20 protein-coding genes and 2 tRNA genes are annotated in these 19721 nt (G+C 42.5%); 12 read left to right on the forward strand and 10 right to left on the reverse strand.

The genetic code is table 11. The features are described from left to right. Window positions 1-57 precede the first annotated feature (57 nt). Complete coding sequence (locus RB604_RS02870; protein ID WP_007479879.1) at window positions 58-1428, reverse strand: aminopeptidase P family protein; 1371 nt, start codon at window positions 1426-1428, stop codon at window positions 58-60. A 144-nt stretch (window positions 1429-1572) separates the two neighbouring features. Between RB604_RS02870 and rpoN the strand changes: the two genes are divergently transcribed. From rpoN to RB604_RS02895, 5 genes are all read left to right on the forward strand, one after another. After that, window positions 1573-3054, forward strand: a complete 1482-nt coding sequence (gene rpoN, locus RB604_RS02875; RefSeq protein ID WP_005928714.1) for an RNA polymerase factor sigma-54 — start codon at window positions 1573-1575, stop codon at window positions 3052-3054. Window positions 3055-3089: 35 nt separating this feature from the next. Next, window positions 3090-3767: a hypothetical protein gene (locus RB604_RS02880; RefSeq protein ID WP_005928710.1), complete on the forward strand. Its 678-nt coding sequence runs from the start codon at window positions 3090-3092 to the stop codon at window positions 3765-3767. 26 nt (window positions 3768-3793) lie between these two features. Continuing rightward, window positions 3794-4174 (forward strand): glycine cleavage system protein GcvH, encoded by a 381-nt coding sequence (gene gcvH, locus RB604_RS02885; RefSeq protein WP_005928705.1) that lies wholly within the window; start codon window positions 3794-3796, stop codon window positions 4172-4174. Window positions 4175-4297: 123 nt separating this feature from the next. Next, a complete protein-coding gene (gene purE / locus RB604_RS02890; RefSeq protein WP_055293751.1) occupies window positions 4298-4807 on the forward strand; it encodes a 5-(carboxyamino)imidazole ribonucleotide mutase in 510 nt (169 codons plus the stop codon). A 119-nt stretch (window positions 4808-4926) separates the two neighbouring features. Further along, complete coding sequence (locus RB604_RS02895; RefSeq protein ID WP_055293753.1) at window positions 4927-6774, forward strand: 4-hydroxy-3-methylbut-2-en-1-yl diphosphate synthase; 1848 nt, start codon at window positions 4927-4929, stop codon at window positions 6772-6774. Between the two features lie 68 nt (window positions 6775-6842). Here the strand turns inward: RB604_RS02895 and RB604_RS02900 are convergent, their stop codons facing one another. The 3 genes from RB604_RS02900 to RB604_RS02910 form a co-directional block, all read right to left on the reverse strand. Further along, the gene (locus RB604_RS02900) at window positions 6843-7613 is read right to left on the reverse strand and encodes a carboxylesterase family protein (RefSeq protein ID WP_055293755.1); all 771 of its coding nucleotides are present in this window, start codon (window positions 7611-7613) and stop codon (window positions 6843-6845) included. Window positions 7614-7796: 183 nt separating this feature from the next. Next, window positions 7797-9479 (reverse strand): S41 family peptidase, encoded by a 1683-nt coding sequence (locus tag RB604_RS02905; protein ID WP_005928670.1) that lies wholly within the window; start codon window positions 9477-9479, stop codon window positions 7797-7799. Between the two features lie 44 nt (window positions 9480-9523). Continuing rightward, window positions 9524-10510, reverse strand: a complete 987-nt coding sequence (locus tag RB604_RS02910) for an adenosine kinase (RefSeq protein WP_005928667.1) — start codon at window positions 10508-10510, stop codon at window positions 9524-9526. 76 nt (window positions 10511-10586) lie between these two features. On the opposite strand from RB604_RS02910, the gene RB604_RS02915 reads away from it, so the two are divergent. From RB604_RS02915 to RB604_RS02940, 6 genes are all read left to right on the forward strand, one after another. Beyond that, window positions 10587-10660 (forward strand) — tRNA-Asn (locus tag RB604_RS02915). Between the two features lie 30 nt (window positions 10661-10690). Then, window positions 10691-10764: transfer RNA gene (locus tag RB604_RS02920), tRNA-Asn, on the forward strand. Window positions 10765-11032: 268 nt separating this feature from the next. Beyond that, on the forward strand, window positions 11033-11266 hold the full coding sequence (locus tag RB604_RS02925) for an ATP-binding protein (RefSeq protein ID WP_005928665.1): 234 nt from the start codon (window positions 11033-11035) through the stop codon (window positions 11264-11266). Window positions 11267-11285: 19 nt separating this feature from the next. Then, window positions 11286-11621 carry a hypothetical protein gene (locus tag RB604_RS02930; protein ID WP_005928663.1) on the forward strand — a complete coding sequence of 112 codons (336 nt, stop codon included), beginning with the start codon at window positions 11286-11288 and terminating at the stop codon, window positions 11619-11621. Beyond that, complete coding sequence (locus RB604_RS02935; RefSeq protein WP_005928661.1) at window positions 11614-12201, forward strand: RNA polymerase sigma factor; 588 nt, start codon at window positions 11614-11616, stop codon at window positions 12199-12201. The genes RB604_RS02930 and RB604_RS02935 overlap by 8 nt, the downstream gene beginning before the upstream one ends. 71 nt (window positions 12202-12272) lie before the next feature. Further along, a complete protein-coding gene (locus RB604_RS02940; protein ID WP_007479865.1) occupies window positions 12273-12554 on the forward strand; it encodes a putative quinol monooxygenase in 282 nt (93 codons plus the stop codon). Window positions 12555-12576: 22 nt separating this feature from the next. On the opposite strand, the gene RB604_RS02945 is transcribed toward RB604_RS02940, so the two are convergent. From RB604_RS02945 to ahpC, 5 genes are all read right to left on the reverse strand, one after another. Next, entirely contained in the window at window positions 12577-13314 is a 738-nt protein-coding gene (locus RB604_RS02945) for a ComF family protein (protein ID WP_055293757.1), read from the reverse strand. Continuing rightward, window positions 13314-14108: an inositol monophosphatase family protein gene (locus RB604_RS02950; protein WP_055293759.1), complete on the reverse strand. Its 795-nt coding sequence runs from the start codon at window positions 14106-14108 to the stop codon at window positions 13314-13316. The genes RB604_RS02945 and RB604_RS02950 overlap by 1 nt, the downstream gene beginning before the upstream one ends. Before the next feature lie 43 nt (window positions 14109-14151). Then, window positions 14152-16290, reverse strand: coding sequence for a polysaccharide lyase 8 family protein (locus tag RB604_RS02955; protein ID WP_007479860.1), 2139 nt, complete (start codon window positions 16288-16290; stop codon window positions 14152-14154). Window positions 16291-16395: 105 nt separating this feature from the next. Next, entirely contained in the window at window positions 16396-17946 is a 1551-nt protein-coding gene (gene ahpF, locus RB604_RS02960) for an alkyl hydroperoxide reductase subunit F (protein ID WP_055293761.1), read from the reverse strand. A gap of 18 nt (window positions 17947-17964) precedes the next feature. Further along, entirely contained in the window at window positions 17965-18531 is a 567-nt protein-coding gene (ahpC, locus tag RB604_RS02965; RefSeq protein WP_005928647.1) for an alkyl hydroperoxide reductase subunit C, read from the reverse strand. A gap of 258 nt (window positions 18532-18789) precedes the next feature. Between ahpC and RB604_RS02970 the strand changes: the two genes are divergently transcribed. Further along, entirely contained in the window at window positions 18790-19326 is a 537-nt protein-coding gene (locus RB604_RS02970) for an NUDIX domain-containing protein (protein ID WP_055293763.1), read from the forward strand. Here RB604_RS02970 and RB604_RS02975 read toward each other — a convergent pair. Continuing rightward, complete coding sequence (locus RB604_RS02975; protein WP_055293765.1) at window positions 19317-19685, reverse strand: thioredoxin family protein; 369 nt, start codon at window positions 19683-19685, stop codon at window positions 19317-19319. The genes RB604_RS02970 and RB604_RS02975 overlap by 10 nt on opposite strands. Window positions 19686-19721 lie beyond the last annotated feature (36 nt).

Here is a 19721-nt window from a genome sequence, read left to right on the forward strand (position 1 = left end):
TGCATAGCACTTCTCCCATCTCCATTCTCCCATCTCCCTTTATTACATCCTCTGCCTTTATACCGCTTCCACCTCTTCCGGTGTCAACGGAATCTTTTTACCTAATCGCCGGGCGCCGGTTTCGGTAATCAAATAATCTTCTTCATTACGTATACCGCCGAAATCCTTATAAGTCTCCACTTTATCATAATTGATAAAATCAGTAAATTTCTTTTCCGCTTTCCACATATCGATCAATTCGGGGATAAAGTAAATACCCGGCTCCACAGTATGCACAAAGCCCGGTTCCAAAGGAACGGCCAAACGTTGTGATTTACGCCCGAACTGCGTACTCTTCGGCTCGCCGTTATAGCCTACCCAGATTTCACCTAAATTTTCCATATCATGCACGTCCAACCCCATCATATGTCCCAATCCATGCGGATAAAACAAGGCATGAGCACCTTCCTGTACCGCATCGGCAGCATTGCCTTTCATCAAGCCAAGCCCTTTCAACCCTTCTACCATCACACGGGCAGACAATTCATATACATCCATATACGGGATGCCCGGACGAAGTGCTTTCACCGACTCCAAATGCATTGCGTTCTGCACCTCGTACACTTCACGCTGACGAACAGTGAATTTCTTATCGGCAGGAATAGTAGATGACATATCACCGGCATATCCCGATTCTACCTCTGCACCGGCATCAATCAAAAACAAATCACCCGATTTCACTTTATTCCCGTGATAATGGTTGTGCAATGTTTGTCCGTTAATTGTAGCAATTGTGGCAAAGGACAGTTCACAATTATTTGCCTCCGCTACCCGATTCATTTCTGCCACCACTTCATATTCATACATCCCCGGACGAAGAACTCGCATAGCAGTAATATGCATATCGGCAGTAACATCACACGCCTTTTCTATTTCGACTATTTCTTCGGCAGATTTATAATTCCGTTGGGCTATTACGGCACGGATAAATGGGATAGAGCCTTCCTGACGCGCAGGCGGTATGCCCAACCAGTCCATCAGCTTCAATTTATGCTCGGCACGATAAGGGGGTAAATAATGAATAGCCTTGCCTTTCTGAACACACTTATGCAGATAATTCATAATTTCCGCAGACGGTAAGGTCTGTGTCACTCCTACCCGCTCACTTTTCTCCTTCAAAGTAGGCTGAACTCCCATCCATACAATGTCATCAATCGTCAGTTCATCACCGAAAATAATCTCTTTATCATCATCAATATCAATAATGGCAGAAAGCCCGGCAAACGGTAAGCCGAAATAATAAAGGAAAGTAGAATCCTGACGGTAACGGAACGTGTTACTCTCATAATTCAACCCATAGTCGTCATTACCAAGAAATAACAATACCCCGGAGCCTAATTTCTTTTTTAGCAGGGCTCGTCGCTGCACATACGTCTCTTTGCCAAACATAATGTTCTATTTTTTAAGTTAATGCAACAAAGATAGAGAATTTAGCGTTATACAAATAAAAATAATCTTCATAATATGTGTAATCTGTGGTGAAAAAGCTACTTTTGTAGCGAGAAATAACCAAATATAGAAAACAAAAATTGTATGGCACAAGGTTCCCGTCAAATACAATCCCAGGCGCAGCAACAGATACAAACGCTTTCTCCGCAGCAGATTCTGGTAGTAAAACTGCTGGAGCTTCCTGCCGTAGAACTGGAAGATCGTGTACATGCCGAGCTACTGGAGAATCCGGCACTTGAAGAAGGAAAAGAAGAATCCTCCTCCGATGAACTGGGCGAAAGCAATGCTGCAGATAGCGAAACAGAAGGCGACAGCAATGACTATGATTCTTTAAGTGACTACTTGAACGAAGACGATATCCCCGATTATAAATTACAGGAAAACAACCGTTCGAAAGGCGAACAAGCGGAAGAAATTCCCTTTTCCGATGCTACCTCTTTTTATGAAATACTGAAAGAGCAATTGCGCGAGCGTAATCTCACGGAACACCAACGTGAACTGACAGAATACCTTATCGGATCACTGGACGACGATGGTTTGCTCCGCAAATCACTTGAAAGCATCAGTGACGAATTGGCGATTTACGCCGGTATCGATGCCACAGAAGAAGAACTGGAAGACGCCCTGCATATTATTCAGAGTTTCGACCCACCCGGATTGGGTGCACGAAATCTTCAGGAATGCCTGCTGATACAACTTCGCCGAAAAATAAAGAAAGGAAAACCCAACGGGTTACTGATGATGGAAATAAGAATTATCCAAGATCATTATGAAGAATTCACCCGTAAACACTGGGATAAAATTATAAAAAAACTCTGCTGTGATGAAGAGTATTTCAATGCTGCCATTGCGGAAATTACGAAACTAAATCCGCGCCCCGGTGCCTCTTTAGGAGAAGCCATCGGACGTAACTTGCAACAAATCGTTCCCGACTTCATCGTAGACACTTATGACGACGGCAGTATCAATGTCAGCCTCAACAACCGGAATGTACCGGAACTTCGCATGAGCCGTGATTTCACGGAGATGGTGGAAGAACATACGAAAAACAGAGCCAATCAATCCAAAGAGGCCAAAGAAGCCATGATGTTTCTAAAGCAAAAAATGGATGCAGCCCAAGGATTTATCGACGCCGTCAAGCAACGGCAGAATACATTGATGACCACCATGCAGGCTATCATCGACCTGCAACGGCCGTTCTTCCTTGAAGGAGACGAATCATTGCTTCGCCCCATGATTCTGAAAGACGTTGCTGAGCGTACAGGGTTGGATATCTCGACCATTTCACGTGTCAGCAACAGTAAATACGTACAAACTAATTTCGGAATTTACCCGTTAAAATTTTTCTTCAGTGACGGATATACCACTGAAGATGGTGAAGAGATGTCTGTCCGTGAAATACGTAAAATATTAAAAGAATGTATCGACAACGAAGATAAAAAGAAACCGTTGACAGACGACGAGCTGGCAGATATCCTGAAAGAAAAAGGATATCCAATCGCAAGACGTACCGTAGCCAAATACCGGCAACAATTGAATATACCGGTAGCAAGGCTGAGGAAATAATGAAGAATTAATAATTAAAATCAAAGGCCCGTCGTATGGGAGAAGTGAATGTAGAACAACATATTATTGCAGATAAAACGCTTATCAGAACAGCACAGGTTACATCATGGATACTGACCCCGTTCTCTATCCCCTTTTTAGCCTTTTTGGTTCTTTTCCTGTTTTCTTACCTGCGTATTATGCCTTTACAATACAAGCTAATTGTATTGGGAATCGTATATTGTTTCACCATACTGATGCCTACCATCACCATTTTCCTGTTTCGTAAGATTAACGGATTTGCCTTACAGGAACTAAGCGAACGTAAAAAACGCTACATACCTTTTACACTCACCATCATCTCATATGTTTTCTGCCTGCTGATGATGCATAAGTTGAATATCCCCTGGTATATGACCGGCATTATACTGGCTGCACTGGTCGTACAGATCATTTGCATCATCGTCAATCTGAGATGGAAGTTGAGTGAACATATGGCCGGTATAGGTGGAATTATCGGTGGATTAATCTCATTCAGCGAACTCTTCGGATATAACCCGGTATGGTGGCTATGTTTGTTTATTCTGGTTGCCGGAGTATTGGGATCGGCACGAATCATACTACGGCATCATTCATTAGGTGAAGTATTATCCGGCTTTGCCGTCGGACTGATATGTGCATTACTTGTACTGCATCCGCTAAGTAATGTATTGTTTCGAATCTTTTTATTTTAAATATAAATTCTTAAAAACTAATTATTATGAACTTCCCACAAAATTTAAAGTACACCAACGAACACGAATGGATTCGTGTAGAAGGTGACATCGCTTATGTAGGTATCACTGATTACGCACAAGAACAATTAGGTGATATCGTATTCGTTGACATCCCGACGGTAGGCGAAACACTGGAAGCAAATGAAACTTTCGGTACGATTGAAGTGGTAAAAACCATCTCCGACCTTTTCTTGCCGGTAGCCGGTGAAGTGCTCGAACAGAACGAGAGTCTTGAAGAAAACCCGGAATTGGTAAATAAAGACCCTTACGGCGAAGGTTGGCTCATCAAAATGAAACCTGCCGATATAAAAGACATCGACGACTTGCTGGATGCGGAAGCATATAAAGCGGTAGTTAATGGATAAGACCTGGTAAATAGTAATATAAATAGTGATAAATGATTAGTGATAAGTGATTAATGACTACACAGCTATACTTTTACTAATCAGAATGCCAAATTTAGAATCATTAAATTTTTAAATAAAATCATGACTCCAATTGTAAGTATCATCATGGGTAGCACATCCGACCTTCCTGTTATGGAGAAGGCGGCACAACTGCTCAATGATTTGCATGTGCCGTTCGAAATGAACGCCCTCTCTGCCCATCGCACTCCTGAGGCAGTAGAAGAATTTGCCAAGAATGCCTGTTCACGCGGTATAAAAGTAATCATTGCCGCTGCTGGCATGGCGGCTGCACTTCCGGGGGTAATCGCTGCCAATACGACTCTTCCGGTTATCGGTGTACCTATTAAAGGTTCCGTACTCGATGGTGTAGATGCGCTCTATTCTATCATCCAGATGCCTCCCGGAATACCGGTAGCAACCGTAGCAATCAACGGGGCAATGAATGCAGCTATCTTGGCTGTACAGATGTTAGCTTTGGGCGATACAGAACTTGCAAACACTTTTGCGACTTACAAAGAAGGCTTGAAAAAGAAAATTGTAAAAGCCAATGAGGAACTGAAAGAAGTTAAGTTTGAATATAAAACCAATTAAATTTACGATTGAACGATTTGCAATTTACTGTTTAGCTGCATGACAGCCGCATGTTTGTCGCAGCCGCAAGATGTAAATCGCAACGGTTCAAAGGGTAAATAATAAATAGCAAACAGTAAATGGAAAGGGATTTATTCAATTACTCCCGCAGAGAGACATCAGAAGTAAATATCGGGGCCGTCCCATTGGGCGGCCCCCATCCTATCCGCATTCAGTCGATGACAAACACATCGACACAAGATACGGAAGCATGCGTAGAGCAAGCCAAACGTATCGTAGATGCAGGTGGAGAATATGTCCGTCTCACAACGCAGGGTATCAAAGAGGCGGAAAATCTGATGAATATCAATATCGGCTTGCGCAGTCAGGGATACATGGTACCATTGGTAGCCGACGTACACTTCAACCCCAAAGTAGCCGATGTGGCGGCACAATATGCCGAAAAGGTACGCATCAATCCGGGAAACTACGTTGACCCGGGACGTACTTTCAAACAACTGGAATATACGGATGAAGAGTATGCCCAGGAATTGCAGAAAATCCGTGACCGCTTTGTTCCTTTTCTAAATATCTGCAAAGAGAATCGTACGGCTATCCGTATCGGAGTAAATCATGGTTCGTTGTCCGACCGTATCATGTCCCGTTATGGTGATACCCCCGAAGGTATGGTAGAGTCGTGTATGGAGTTTCTACGAATCTGTGTAGAAGAACAATTTCACGACGTAGTAATTTCCATCAAAGCATCCAACACTGTGGTAATGGTTAAAACGGTCCGCCTGCTGGTAACTGTTATGGAAAAAGAGGGAATGGCATTCCCATTGCATTTAGGCGTTACCGAAGCCGGAGATGGAGAAGACGGACGTATCAAATCGGCCTTGGGCATCGGTGCCCTGTTGGCAGATGGATTAGGAGATACGATTCGCGTGTCGCTCAGTGAAGAACCGGAAGCAGAAATTCCGGTTGCACGTAAATTAGTCGATTATATCACTGCCCGTCACGAACACCCCTATATTCCCGGTATAGAAGCAACCGGATTCAATTACGTGTCTCCTTCCCGGAGAAAGACAAATGCCATCCGTAATATAGGCGGTGATCACCTCCCTGTTGTTCTGGCTGACCGCATGGATGGTAACACAGAAGTAAATCCGCAATTTACTCCCGATTATATCTATGCAGGAAGAGAACTTCCGGCCGAACGTGAAGCCAATGTCGAGTACATTTTGGATGCAAATGTATGGGAGGGCGAGACAGGGACATGGCCGGCATTCAATCATGCCCAGCTTCCATTGATAGGCATGTGTCAGTCAGAACTGAAATTTCTGTTTATGCCTTATATGGCACAGACCGATGAAGTGATCGCCTGTCTCAAAATACATCCGGAAGTCGTCATTATTTCTCAAAGTAATCATCCCAACCGAGTAGGTGAACACCGCGCACTGGTACACCAGTTAATGTCCGAAGGACTGAAAAATCCAGTAATCTTCTTCCAGCACTATCAGGAAGAAGTTGCTGAAGACCTGCAAATAAAGGCCGCCGCTGATATGGGGGCATTAATATTCGACGGTTTATGCGACGGTATTTTCCTTTTCAACCAAGGTTCACTAAGCCATGCCGTAATAGATGCTACTGCCTTTGGAATCTTGCAGGCAGGACGTATCCGTACCTCCAAGACAGAATACATTTCTTGTCCGGGCTGCGGACGTACCTTATTCAATTTGCAGCATACCATTGCCCGTATTAAAGAAGCCACCTCACACTTGAAAGGTTTAAAAATAGGAATTATGGGTTGCATCGTTAATGGTCCTGGAGAAATGGCAGATGCCGATTACGGATATGTCGGAGCCGGACGGGGAAAAGTCAGTCTATACAAGCGCAAGGAGTGTATAGAGAAAAATATTCCGGAAGAAGAAGCCGTGGAAAAATTGATCGAACTAATCAAAAGGAACAACGATTATACGGAGAAATAATCACCAGATACATAAAACAAGGACGCGTCCCCAAGAACTCTCTCAGGAACGCGTCCTTGTTTTTATTCTTATTTCTTCTTTTGGCTAAACAGCCAATCCATAAATCCCGGATAATTAAATGCCGGAGTCCAACTATCATGACCACATCCCGGAAATTCAATGTATTCCACATCAGCACCGGCCGCCTTTAATGCTCTATAAGCCATACGGGAACCTTCTACCGTTACTACATTGTCCGCATCTCCATGAAATATACGAAATCTCACTCCTTTAGCGTTTGCCAACCGGATTGGATGGACCGTACCGCAAATAGGAATAGCTGCCGCAAACACCTCCGGAAAGCGGATAGCCATGTCATATGTCCCCATTCCTCCCATTGAAAGCCCTATAATATAAATACGGTTCTTATCGATTTGTGGCAAAGCCAAATAACTATCCAATAACTCCTTCAATGATTTGAATATCGGAGATATGTCCTGTACCACAGGCATCTCTGCCGGGAAAAACGAGGCCGGACGGGATGTATATGCCCAATAAGCATCTGCCGGACACTGCGGGATTAAAACAAAAGCCGGATATTTTTCACGGTTCACCGGATTAAGAAACATCTGTGCACCATGTGTAAGCTGCTTTTCATTGTCACTTCCCCGTTCTCCGGCACCATGCAGAAAAAGAACAAGCGGATATTTACTACCGGCTTGTTCATTTTCCGGTCGTAACAGACGGTATGACAATGAATCACCGAAAGAAGAAACAAATTCTTTCTTTTGATAATTCTCTTGTGCCCAGCTTGAAACAGTTAACAGACACAGCAAGTAAAAACTAAAAATCTTTCGCATATATTCTTCTATCTAATTGAAAATTAAACGTAAAGATACACTATATTCATCAAATAACCATATTACAGATATTACTCCATAAAAAAAAGAGCACATATTCTGTACTCTTTTATAAATTCCACTATATTTCAATATACCGGTTGGGAAAATAGCGCAAGCAACCGGTACATTGACATATTATTCTCATTCTTTTTTTGCAGTAACGGCAGTTACACTCAATATCTGTTGATAACGTTCCGGATTCGTCAAAACCTTAACAGCCTCATCCAAGTCTTTATCGTCCTTCAACTGCTGAATGATTGCACCTTCTTGGTAATAATAGCGCTTAATTATTTCTTCGGCGATCATCTTCTTTATATCTTTAGAAAAATAATCAAGATCGCGATCCAGATTGTGCTTAAGCTTATTCTCCAATGCCTTGAATTCATCAGAAGCATCTTTCATATAGCCCTCAAATTCGGCTGCTTCTTTCAGAGTATTTAAAATCTTCTCACTTTGTTGGTCATACTTGAAATCCGCCCCTTTCACCTTATTCTTAAATTCTTCGTAATCAGCATCCGTCAACTCAAATTCTTTTGCCGAAGCAATGGCCGGATGTTTGAGACAATAGTCCGTTGCATAATCAAAAATCAAATTATCACGTACCAGATAGAACAAAATATTGGGTAACCGTTCCTGCTTCACTTCAATATCGGGACTTACTCCGCCCCCATCCCGCACTTCACGTCCGGCAGCTGTATGAAAGACTGTTGTCAAACTATCGGGAATACGTGCCACACTGCCATCTTCATTACGATGTGCATAATCTATAGCCTGCACACACCTACCACTGGGAATATAATATTTGGAAGTAGTGATCTTCAAATTACCGCCATAGGGCAAAGAACGGGGCACCTGTACCAGACCTTTTCCATAAGTACGATTACCCACAATGACAGCACGATCAAGATCCTGCAATGATCCGGAAAGAATTTCCGAAGAAGAAGCCGTACCGCTATTTACCAACACTGCAATCGGAATATCGGTATCCAACGGCTCGCGTAGAGTTTTATAGGTATTACTTGCCTGCTTGATTTTACCCTTTGTTGTCACAATCGTTTTACCACGCGGCACAAACATATTCACAATCTCCACCGCCTGATCCAGCAAACCACCGCCATTATTACGCAAATCGATCACCAATGAAGTAATTCCTTGTTTCTTCAAATCAAGAAAAGCTTTCTTGAAATCTTTTGAAGGGTTTCCGGAAAAACTACTAAGGTTAATATAGCCGACCTGGCCGTCCATGACTCCATAATAAGGAATAGTCGGCATCTGAATAGAGCGACGTACAATATTAAATTCGAGTGGTTCTTTTACACCGGGACGTTGTACTTTCAGTTTAAAACTGGTACCTACCTGTCCACGAAGCAGCGTGCTCACATCCGAATTCCCTTTCAAATCCTTTCCATCGATCTCTAACAATAAATCTCCGGCTTTGAGTCCACTCTCTGCTGCCGGCATTCCTTCATAAGGTTCGGCAATTACCGTATATTTGCTTTTGGGATTATATCTGATTAAAGATCCGATACCACCATAGGACCCCTTCACCATCATTTCCAATTCATCCTGATCATTTTCAGGATAATATACGGTATAAGGATCAAGAGAATACAGCATATTATCGATTCCCTCACGGATCGTCTTGTTAGGATCAATCGTATCTACATAAAACATATCCAGCTCTTTTACAATAGAATTGAATATGTCCAGATTCTTAGCGATCTGAAAATTACGGTCGTCACCGCTTTTAAAACTAAAGAACGCAACAGTAATCAATACAATTGCTACAATGATACCATTTCGCCTATTCAGAAACTTTTTCATACACTTTTAGTTAAAATGAAACGTAAAAGTAACTCATTACCTGCTTATTCAGACAGAACTTCGTTAATATTTAACTTTATTTCATCCCAACGTCCCTTTGAGATAGTGGTTCCAATAACTTGTATAACATTTCCCGAAAGAATAGAACCTATTTTTGCGCATTTCTCCAATGAATAACCGCAGGTCAAACCATATAAAAACCCTGCAGCGAAATAGTCACCGGCTCCGGTCGTATCTATCACTTTCGCCACAGGAATAGCAGATACCCTTACCTCCTCCGTACCTTTACGGATCAAAGACCCTCTGCAACCTATCTTTACAATGGCAATACTACACTGTTTGCCTATCGTTTCCAAAGCCTGTTCAGGTTCTTCTCCAGTGAACGCTTTTGCTTCTTCTTCATTAGCAAACACAATATCCACATATTTACTTATTAATAAGGAAAAGAATTCTTTATCATTTTCAACGATATTATAACTTGCCATATCAAGACATATCTGCAGACCGGCTTCTTTCGCTAATTTAATAGCCCGGAGAATCATATCGTGATCTTGCACCAGATATCCTTCAATATATAGGTAAGCATATCCCTTAAACATATCCAAAGATAAGTCTTCGGCTCTCAAAGTGGAGGCTGCTCCCAAATAAGTACCAAAAGTACGCTCACCACCAGGAGAAATAAAAGTGGAAGCTACCCCCGAAGGCAAATCAGAGAGGAGAATTTTATCTTCAATATTGTTTTTTTGCAGATTTTCGCGGAAAAATTTCCCATAATCATCATTTCCCACTTTTCCAATAAAACCGGTTGCTGCTCCGAGACAAGAGAGTCCGAGAATGGTATTTCCTGCTGATCCGCCGGTTGCAAGATGGGTTTTCATGTTAGCAAATTTCTCGTTAATCTGCTGTAACTTAATGTCATCGATGAGTTGCATGCTCCCCTTCGGTAAACCCATTTCATCAAGCAGAGTATCATCTTTCAAGGTTGCAAGTACGTCTACAAGGGCATTGCCCAAACCAATTATTTTGTCCATTTCAATATTTTTTTTGCAAAGATATTGCATATTTCAAAATATCCTATTACTTTTGCATCGCAATTGAGAAAAACATTCTTCCTTAGCTCAGTCGGTTAGAGCATCTGACTGTTAATCAGAGGGTCCTTGGTTCAAGTCCAAGAGGAAGAGCAAAGTTCGAAAATCTCAGTTGCAAGACATTCTTCCTTAGCTCAGTCGGTTAGAGCATCTGACTGTTAATCAGAGGGTCCTTGGTTCAAGTCCAAGAGGAAGAGCAAGAAGGTTCGCCATAATGGCGAGCCTTTTTTTATAAACGATTTTTGATACACCCACACATAAGTTCTAAGTCTTATTCATCGGCAATACAGGGTGAAGGGCCGTTCTCACTCTCTAATATCCATACAAAGACTATCCCATCGTAACAAGTGCGAAAACGACACACAAAAACACTTTTCTTTAAAATATCTTCGGTGCTGATTCGTCTTCAACAGTAGAAGGTATACCATCAAATAAAAATCAGTTGAATAAAAACAAGTTAGAAATATGTTTGGAATAAGAAGTAGAAAAATCATATCTTTACTCATTATAGATGCCAAGTGCACCGGTTGTGGAACATGCATAGACAAATGTCGCAGAAATGTAATATCTCTTGCAGAAGAAGGCGGATATAAATGGGCTTGGGCGGTACGTCCGGATGAATGTACCGGTTGTGGCAGATGTCAAAGATATTGTCCGGAAGACGCTATCCGCTTAATGACAAAGAAAATAGTAGATTAATCAAAAAAGAAATATGAAAATGAAAAGAAGAAATGCCGTACACATCTTTCGGGGAATCACCATTGTAATATTGTCGATAGCTGTTGCTGCTGTCATTGTTATGTTGTTATGGAATGCGTTAATTCCATCTATCATCGGCTGGAGTACCATCAATTACTGGCAAGCTGCCGGATTGCTGATCCTATGCCGCATTTTATTCAAGGGATTCGGTTTCCCTCATCCCGCAAACACTTTCCGTTTCAACAAAGAGCATATTGAAATGCACGACAGAATGAAACATATGACCTGGGACGAAAAACGCGCTTATATACGTAGCCGTATGGCTAAATTCCACGAGCAAGAAGCACATGAATGAGAAAAAGTCTCAGAAAATCGGAGATAATCAGAATCAATATGTATCAGAGCTCTTCCGGAAATACCAAGCCCAACTGAAAGGTTTCATTGCCAAGCGGGTTCCCTCCAAAGAGGATTGCGAAGATATTTTGCAGAATGTTTTCTATCAGCTTGCTAAAATAAACATTGAAACCAATCCTATTGAGCAGGTATCAGCATGGCTCTATTCCGTAACGCGCAACCAGATCATAGATTGGAGCCGCAAAAAGCGTGAAGAAGCATTACCCGAAGTTCACAATAACGAAGAGGATCAATCATTTATCAGTGAGCTCACCGGTCTGCTTTTAGACGAGGATGCTTCACCGGAAATGGATTTCATCCGTTCACTGGTTTGGGAAGAACTGGAAAATGCCATGAATGAACTTCCGGAAGAACAGAGCACCATATTTAAACTGACAGAACTGGAAGGATTTTCTTTTAAAGAAATATCCGAATCCACAGGTATCACAGTCAACACGTTGATATCAAGAAAACGCTATGCCGTGCTTCATTTGCGGAAACGTTTAGCACGATTATACGACGAACTTCTGAATGACAATTGATTTTTTGATGTAAACCAAGCCTTTTCTCAAGACTAATATCTATTTTTGCAGCATATCAATCACATAACATTATGGAAAAGAAAACAATCGTAGCCCGTGCCGAGGTACTCCCGGGCAAAGAACAGGAATTTATCAGTAAGGCTGAGCCGCTGATTCAGGGAACAAGAGCAGAAGAGGGCAACATCAGTTACAACCTTTATCAAAATCCTTCCAATCCTACAGCATTTATTTTTTATGAGGAGTACAAAGACCAAAATGCCATAAGTGTACATGCCGCATCTGCACATTTTCAGGCATTCGGAAAGGCAATCGAAGGGTTATTGGCTTCAGAGTTAGTAATCGAGTCATTCTAAAAGGTAAGCTCCAAAAGAGGCATTACTCCGCTACTGCCAATGTCAGAATGCTGATACGGATATCTTCCACTTTGTCAAAAGCAGAAGCACAAGCTACGATAGTCGCTCCGGTAGTAAGCACATCATCAATGATAAGTATGTGCTTACCCGAAAAATATTCAGGAATAGTAACCCGAAAAATACCGTCCACATTTTCCCAACGCTCAAAAGCAGATTTGTGAGTTTGTGTCTCGGTATTCTTCTCACGTACCATACCGGAAGTGAACACGGGTATCAACGTTATTACCGAAACTCCACGGGCAATCCATTCACTCTGGTTATAGCCACGAAGCTTTTCCTTTTTCTTGTGAAGAGGGACGGGAACAAGCATATCGATTCCTTCAAAAAAGCCGGAAGACAATAATTCCACCGCCAGATGCCGCCCCATAATTTCCCCGATTTCCTTCTGCCCGCCATATTTCAGTGAATGAAGTATGCGCCGCGTGTCTCCTCCCCGCCGGTAAAAGAAATAAGAAGTAGCCCGTTCCAAAGGAATTTTCCCCCAAAAAAGCTTCTCCACCGGATTATCCTTCATTTGATGATAATTCGTACGAGGCAGGTCCATGTTACAACGGGCACACAAGCACTCTTCTCCCTTTGCCAGCACCCCACCACATACAAGGCAGCACCGCGGAAAAAAGATCGAAAGAAAAGCATCCAACCAGTCTTTTATCAATATACTCTTCCTCCGCACAGTACTTATCACTACCTCGCTTATCACTAAAAACGAACCTCTTTCACCAAATCCTGCAAATAAGCATGCAGATGACCATTGGTAGCGATAATATGATGTCCTTCCATAAAATCTCTACTTCCATAGAAATCCGTAACTTCCCCACCGGCTTCGAGCACAATCAGTGCAGCGGCAGAATAATCCCATTTCCCGATGAAAGCCTCCAGCCAACCGTCAAAGCGTCCGGCAGCTACATAACAAATAGCGGCAGCAGCAGAGCCGTTCATACGGATAGCACCGGCTTTGCCATATAAATCATCAAGCAAATGCATGGCAATCTGCTTATAAGCCGCATCATTATAGGGCAGTTCTACAATCAGGAAAGCGTTTGTCACATCATCGATATCGGAGATATGTAACGGTTCACCATTCAACCACGCCTTTCCACCTTTCCATGCATAAAAACATTCATCGCGGCAAACTTCATAGACAACACCAAGCAATAACTCATCCCGACTGCGCAAAGCGATACTGACACAATAAGGCGCATTATCATGAATATAATTGGTAGTACCATCCAAAGGATCGATCACCCAGCAATAAGGCTCGTCATTATATGTAGCAGAACCTTCCTCTGCAATAAATCCCGCTTCCGGAAGCAAAGCCGAAAGTTCGGTAACCAATCTGCGTTCCGATTCCTTATCGACATAAGAGACGTAATCATGCGTACATTTCTCAATCACTGATTCACGACGAAAATTCTTTCGCTCTTCTTTCAAAAAATGCCCGGCAGCAGTAGCGATACGGCATACATCCGCTGTCAATTGCTCTAAATCCAACATATCTTCTTTTATTTATTTCTCCGATTCTCCCGGCGAAGATAATTCATTTGAGAGAATATACCTTAGACATTCCGGCATAAATTCCCGTACCGGTAAAATCACATACCACTCTTTGGGTTTTCTTCACTTTAGCAGGTATACGAATATCTACATTAATTACAGATTGTGTTTGAGCAGGATCTGCAATATGAAACTGCGTGATAGTCCGATCTGTCTCTTTAAAAAGCAAAGCACACCCTCTATCTACCGTTACACTTATCTGCTTATGCTTAAAGGTCGCTTCCCGGTAGAATACCATCTGCCAGATACCCAATTTCTTATGCCTGACTACCTGTACTGAATCAGTATTGGTCAATATCTCCAGATCATCAGTCCGATAAGCCTCCATTTCTTCCACTGTATTTTTATTAGGAATAATTATATAAGCATAAGCCGCATTCTTAGGAGACCGTCCATGCTCAAACCCCAATGTAAACACCTCTTTTTCCTGTTCGCCCTTAGGAGCCGCAGTATTGATATCATACCAGTCTCCCGTCTGTATACGATTGGTAAGAGACAGACGACCGCCTGACGGAAACATATATCCCATCCCATTGTGCAAAACCCAGTTCAGATTATTTTCATAAGAGAAATCTCCCATTCCCAATGTAGTGATCCGGTCATTTACAGATGCGGTAACCGGTTTTTCTTTAAGAAGGCATTGATTGACAGTAGTATATAAATCCGTTGTTGCCGTAGAGGTAATACCGGCCCCGAGACATACAATCTCATCATCAAAAAAGAACCACGCCTTTTTAGCAGCCGTATTTATTCCGGCATACCTATCATCGTAAGCGTAAGCGGTTACTCCATAAATACTATCCGAAACCCCACCGGCAAATGTGGCAGTTCCCGGTGTTTGCCAGTCACTGGCAGCTTTCGGCACAACAGGCATTTGTGGAGCCGTCACCCCTGGAATCTTTGTCCAGTTCCACACAGGGAAAATCCCGAAATATTCATCCCCGTCAATAACCATATTCGTACAACCGTCCGAAAGAAAATAAGTTTTCAGATTCTCACCATTACCATACTCACATCGGGCCGTACGGGCAGAAACCATACGGACATCAAACGTATAACCCGGGCGTACATGCAAAGTATAATCTCCCCGGAAGTAATGTGTATGCAAAGGAGTTATCCCATAATCGGCCGGTCTTTGTCCCTCCAGACGTTCCACAATAGCCCGATATTCATCGGCATGCTCCGGAGCCAATACAATCATTCGTTTGGCAAACAGAGACATAGCGCTTTTATCGGTAATACCGGGACGGCTCATTCCACGTCCCAATACATCAAACAACATATACTTACCACGAATGGTCTGATAATAAGTCTCCCGCATGAACTTATCCAGAATAGCCATTTTCTCAGAAGGCAAAGCGTACTGAGTACCCTGTGTATACATTGCCACCTGCGTCACTCCTTTTAATATCTCGTCACCATATCCACCGATATACAATTGCACACCGTGCTGAAAATAGCTATTATCATACTGAAACCCCTCAGCCGTGGTATACTTAACCGTACTATACGAATAATCGATAGCCGTTTTCAGCAAATCTTCATCAGCTGTCAGGCAAGCCCGGTAAATCCAATGCAAGGCAATATCGGTCATGTTGGCTCCGGTCCATTTGCCGGGATCACCGCCCTCCACCTTCATCCGTTGCAGCGTCCTGTTTTCCAAATCAGATGGTATTTGCTTTTTCCCTGCCCGCATCTGAATCAGAAGTACACCTGTTTTTTGCGGTTCGGCAATCTGGTTGTACCACCAATTACTGCAATTCGGATTACGCCGATACCAATATTCAAGAGCTGCAACAATCTTATCATAAAGCGCCTCATCCTGAAAATATTTATTTTCCTCATTCGTATAAGCAAAAACAAAATCAGAAATACGATCGATATGAATCAACGGCTCCCAGTTTGTACGATCCGTTCGACTATAATCGATATCGGTAAACGAGCCATCAGCCGGATTGTATTTGGACAAAGCAGATTCTATCGAAGGATTATGGACAAAATCCATCCGTATTTTGTCCATAAGTATTTCAAATTCATCGACTTCCGGAGAAGCTGCCATTCCGGACACAAAAGGCACCACCAACAACACAACCAACCACATGCAATGAAATACGGTTCTCATACTGTACGTTTTTTAAGAGTTATCATAACAGTGAGTAAAGTTGGCGATTTTTCATGAAATACCGATTATCCTTCTTAAAAAAATCTCCTAAGAAAAACCTATTTGTCAAATAACTCCGCGTACCCTATCCTCAAACGCTGATAAAGCAGCTTTTGCACCTTCTCCCATGGCAATTATAATTTGCTTATAAGGGACAGTTGAAACATCACCGGCAGCATAAATACCGGGTACATTGGTGCGACCATGTGTATCAATCACAATTTCACCGGAACGATTCATCTCCACAACATCACGGAAAGATGCGCTATTGGCAGCCAGGCCGATTTGTACAAAGACTCCATCCAACTCTACCAGACGCTCTTCCTCCGTCTTACGGTCTTTTATACGAAGAGCCGTCAACTTATCACCGTCTCCAATAACTTCAACCGTTTGAGAACTTACAAAAATCTCGACATTGGAAAGACTTTTTGCTTTTTCCTGCAAAACGCTATCAGCTTTCAACTCATCCATAAATTCAAAAACCGTCACTTTCGAACAGATTCCGGCAAGATCGATAGCTGCTTCTATACCGGAATTTCCACCACCCACTACCGCAACATGTTTTCCTTTATAGAACGGGCCGTCACAATGGGGACAGAAAGCAACCCCTTTGCCGATATAGTCAGCTTCTCCCGGAACATTCAGTTTACGCCAACTCGCCCCCGTAGCAATGATGAAAGCAGGAGCGGAAAACTTTTCGCCGACAGAGGTAGTTACCACCTTTTCTTTCCCGATGACTTCGACTGATACTATTTTCCGATGTTCCAATAAATCAACCGGATACTGCAAGAGATGGCTTTTGAGGTTATCAGCCAGTTCATTCCCTGTAGTATGTACTACAGAAATCAAATTTTCAATACCGACTGTCTCCTTCACCTGACCACCGACACGTTCAGCAACAATGGCAACACGCAAACCTTTACGGGCCGAATAAATGGCGGCAGAAACTCCGGCAGGGCCTCCACCGGCAACAATAACGTCATAATTCTTCACCGTTGCCTCTATCCGGCTTTCCTCCACACCATATCGGGCTTCCAATTCAGACAGAAGTTCACCGAAATCGCCACGTCCTACATGTAATAGCTTGCCGTCGGCAAAAACAGAAGGTACACCTTGAATTTTCAAAGCTTCCACTTCATCTTGATAAAGAGCGCCATCCACCATCTCATGGGTAATGGCCTCATTCAACGTAGTCATGGCATTAAGTACCTGTACAACATCGGGACAGTTGGTACAAGTCAATGAGACATAAGTAGTCAACCGTATCGGCCCTTTCAAAGCCTTCACCCGGTTACAAACCTGTTCATCAGGAAAGTTTTTACCTTTCCCATCCAGATTAAGAATTGCCAACAGTAAAGAGGTGAACTCATGTCCGTTAGGTACTCCCCGGAAAGTAATACCGGTTTTATGGTCGTTTTTCAACAAAGTGAATTCCAATCTCTTTCCCTCATTCACCCGGCAAGAGATATGAGAAGAGCAATCAGCTACATCAGTCAGCAGCTCAACCAGCTCATTGCGATGTTCATGTTGAGGGGATACATAGATATCAAAGGTAAAATTACCTTCCAAATTGGCAAATATGCCTTTCAGTTGTTCTTTTAGTGCGGATTCAAGCATAGTGGTGAAAATTAGAAGTTAAATCTTCCCTACCAGATCAATACTCGGTTTCAAGGTAGCTTCCCCTTTCTTCCATTTGGCAGGGCAAACTTCTCCATCGTGGGTAGCCACAAACTGAGCAGCCTCTACTTTACGAAGTAATTCGTTTGCATCACGACCGATATTATTATCATGCATCTCTGCCACTTTAATCTGACCTTCCGGATTAATCAGGAAAGTACCACGATAAGCCATACCTTCCGATTCAATGTACACACCAAAAGCACGTGCCAAAGCGCCTGTAGGGTCTGCCAACATCGGATACTTAATTTTACGGATACTATCGGAAGCATCATGCCATGCCTTATGTACAAAGTGCGAATCGCAACTTACGGAATACACTTCGACACCCATTGCCTGAAGCTGATCATATTTCTCGGCCACGTCCACCAACTCTGTCGGACAAACAAAAGTAAAGTCGGCAGGATAGAAAAAGAAAATAGCCCATTTACCTTTAACATCATTGTTGGTCACTGTTTTAAAACTACCATTATGAAAAGCCTGAACACTGAATTCAGGAAGTTGAGAATTAAGAATTGGTTCCATACTAAACTTATTATTTATTGATTAAACTTGTTTTTGATTTCGATGCAAAGATAAGGCGATGGCTACCGGAAGAACAAAAAAAGTCCAATCGAATAATTCTATGCCTTGATAGATAAAATCCATCATACAGGCGTATATCAACTTTCCTTAAATGTTATAGCCTATTCTTTTGTTTTCTCCATTTTATAAAATACTTTTGCAACAAGTATTTGTTGAATACACATCAAAAAAGCAGCAATGAATCAATCTTTATCAGACATGGAACATCCTCTATCCCAATTCAGATATTGCCCGAAATGCGGTTCGGAGCATTTTAAGGTACATAATGAGAAATCCAAACAATGCGCCGATTGCGGGTTTATATACTACTTCAATCCCTCGTCCGCCACTGTTGCATTGATTTTGAATGAGAAAAACGAATTGCTTGTATGCCGCCGGGCAAAAGCCCCCGCAAAAGGCACGCTTGACCTCCCCGGTGGATTTATTGATATGACTGAAACCGGAGAAGAAGGAGTGGCCCGTGAAGTACTGGAAGAGACAGGACTCAAAGTAGAAAAAACGACCTATCTGTTTACGCTACCGAACATTTACGTTTATTCGGGATTCCCGGTTCATACATTGGACATGTTCTTCCTCTGCAGAGTAAAAGATACCAGCCACATCGCCGCTATGGACGATGCAGCTGATGCATTTTTCGTTCCTCTTATGGAAATACACCCGGAAGATTTCGGATTGGATTCTATCCGGAAAGGACTGGACATGTTTATTCACAGTAACTCTCCGAGTTATTCATGAATCCCGGCCAGCAAATCGTCGAGCATTTTCTTTAATTGAGGCTTTCCGATTGTCCCCAACTTCATCCAAGGGGTACCCTCTACCGGTACAAACAGGAGATTCGGAATGGTACGGATGGAAAAGGCTGATTCCAACAAAGGTTCTTGATCAACGTCCACTTTATAAAAGTCGATTTTACCATCGTACTCTACTGCCAGTTCATCAAGAACAGGGGATAATCTTTTACAATAAATACACCACGGAGCATGAAAATCAACGATGCAAGGCCTGTTGCCTTTAAATACCCAACCATTGGGATATTGTTGAAAATCCGATACTCTCTCGGCAAAACTCTCATGTGTCAAATCAACTACTTTCATATCTTCTTATTTTCCATTTATCATTATCAATCTTCA

This window comes from Bacteroides salyersiae, from assembly GCF_031172035.1.
In the GTDB taxonomy this organism is placed as follows: Bacteria; Bacteroidota; Bacteroidia; order Bacteroidales; family Bacteroidaceae; genus Bacteroides; species Bacteroides salyersiae.

Excerpts from the sequence above, each read along its gene's own strand:
- RB604_RS02870 (WP_007479879.1), bottom strand. The coding sequence starts at position 1,428 with ATGTTTGGCAAAGAGACGTATGTGCAGCGACGAGCCCTGCTAAAAAAG.
- rpoN (WP_005928714.1), top strand. The coding sequence starts at position 1,573 with ATGGCACAAGGTTCCCGTCAAATACAATCCCAGGCGCAGCAACAGATA.
- RB604_RS02880 (WP_005928710.1), top strand. The coding sequence starts at position 3,090 with ATGGGAGAAGTGAATGTAGAACAACATATTATTGCAGATAAAACGCTT.
- gcvH (WP_005928705.1), top strand. The coding sequence starts at position 3,794 with ATGAACTTCCCACAAAATTTAAAGTACACCAACGAACACGAATGGATT.
- purE (WP_055293751.1), top strand. The coding sequence starts at position 4,298 with ATGACTCCAATTGTAAGTATCATCATGGGTAGCACATCCGACCTTCCT.
- RB604_RS02895 (WP_055293753.1), top strand. The coding sequence starts at position 4,927 with ATGGAAAGGGATTTATTCAATTACTCCCGCAGAGAGACATCAGAAGTA.
- RB604_RS02900 (WP_055293755.1), bottom strand. The coding sequence starts at position 7,613 with ATGCGAAAGATTTTTAGTTTTTACTTGCTGTGTCTGTTAACTGTTTCA.
- RB604_RS02905 (WP_005928670.1), bottom strand. The coding sequence starts at position 9,479 with ATGAAAAAGTTTCTGAATAGGCGAAATGGTATCATTGTAGCAATTGTA.
- RB604_RS02910 (WP_005928667.1), bottom strand. The coding sequence starts at position 10,510 with ATGGACAAAATAATTGGTTTGGGCAATGCCCTTGTAGACGTACTTGCA.
- RB604_RS02925 (WP_005928665.1), top strand. The coding sequence starts at position 11,033 with ATGTTTGGAATAAGAAGTAGAAAAATCATATCTTTACTCATTATAGAT.
- RB604_RS02930 (WP_005928663.1), top strand. The coding sequence starts at position 11,286 with ATGAAAAGAAGAAATGCCGTACACATCTTTCGGGGAATCACCATTGTA.
- RB604_RS02935 (WP_005928661.1), top strand. The coding sequence starts at position 11,614 with ATGAATGAGAAAAAGTCTCAGAAAATCGGAGATAATCAGAATCAATAT.
- RB604_RS02940 (WP_007479865.1), top strand. The coding sequence starts at position 12,273 with ATGGAAAAGAAAACAATCGTAGCCCGTGCCGAGGTACTCCCGGGCAAA.
- RB604_RS02950 (WP_055293759.1), bottom strand. The coding sequence starts at position 14,108 with ATGTTGGATTTAGAGCAATTGACAGCGGATGTATGCCGTATCGCTACT.
- RB604_RS02955 (WP_007479860.1), bottom strand. The coding sequence starts at position 16,290 with ATGAGAACCGTATTTCATTGCATGTGGTTGGTTGTGTTGTTGGTGGTG.
- ahpF (WP_055293761.1), bottom strand. The coding sequence starts at position 17,946 with ATGCTTGAATCCGCACTAAAAGAACAACTGAAAGGCATATTTGCCAAT.
- ahpC (WP_005928647.1), bottom strand. The coding sequence starts at position 18,531 with ATGGAACCAATTCTTAATTCTCAACTTCCTGAATTCAGTGTTCAGGCT.
- RB604_RS02970 (WP_055293763.1), top strand. The coding sequence starts at position 18,790 with ATGGAACATCCTCTATCCCAATTCAGATATTGCCCGAAATGCGGTTCG.
- RB604_RS02975 (WP_055293765.1), bottom strand. The coding sequence starts at position 19,685 with ATGAAAGTAGTTGATTTGACACATGAGAGTTTTGCCGAGAGAGTATCG.